Genomic DNA, 500 nt, shown 5'->3' with positions numbered 1-500 from the left:
GGTGGGAGGGGAAGGGGTCTTCCATCAGGTCTTGGACTACGGCTTCGGTTTTCCGGTAGGTGAGGTCGTAGAAGGCGCGGAAGAGGAGGAGGGCGAGGTAGAGGGCGTGGGGGTAGCGCCAGGGTCTCCCCCTTCGGCCCGTGGGGGTGGGAGGGGCCACCTCCTGGGCGAGGCGGAGGCAGTGGGTGAGGACCTCTTTGGGGCTCGGTTCTCGCCGGGGAAAGCCGCGCTTGCCCATGGCGCTAGGATGTATACCGTAGACGAGGTTTGCAAGGCAAGCCCACCGGGAGGTGGAAATGGAAACGGGGGAGCGCTTCCTCCTGGGGGAGCGCTACCCGGAGGTGCCCAGGCCCGAGCGCCAGCGGGTTCGTCTCTTTGGGCGGGGCGGGGGGGAGGTGGAGGTGGGGCTCTTCCTGGCCCAGGGGAAGCGGGAGCCCTGGTATCTGGCCTTCCGGGACCTGAAGGGGCGGGGGTTTGGGCTGGACCGGCACGGGCTCAGG

1 protein-coding gene and 1 pseudogene are annotated in these 500 nt (G+C 68.8%); one reads left to right on the top strand and one right to left on the bottom strand.

Going from position 1 to position 500, the window contains the following annotated elements:
• A partial coding sequence (locus L0D17_RS13270; protein ID WP_243095713.1) for a hypothetical protein occupies positions 1-238 on the bottom strand: 238 nt, incomplete at its 3' end.
• Positions 239-296: 58 nt separating this feature from the next.
• On the opposite strand from L0D17_RS13270, the pseudogene L0D17_RS13265 reads away from it, so the two are divergent.
• Positions 297-500 (top strand): annotated as a pseudogene (locus tag L0D17_RS13265) (IS4-like element ISTth2 family transposase); the annotation flags it as partial.

It is taken from the genome of Thermus thalpophilus (assembly GCF_022760915.1).
GTDB lineage: Bacteria > Deinococcota > Deinococci > Deinococcales > Thermaceae > Thermus > Thermus thalpophilus.
The sequence above is the reverse complement of the archived record's forward strand: the minus strand, read 5'-3'. Positions and strand labels throughout refer to the sequence as shown.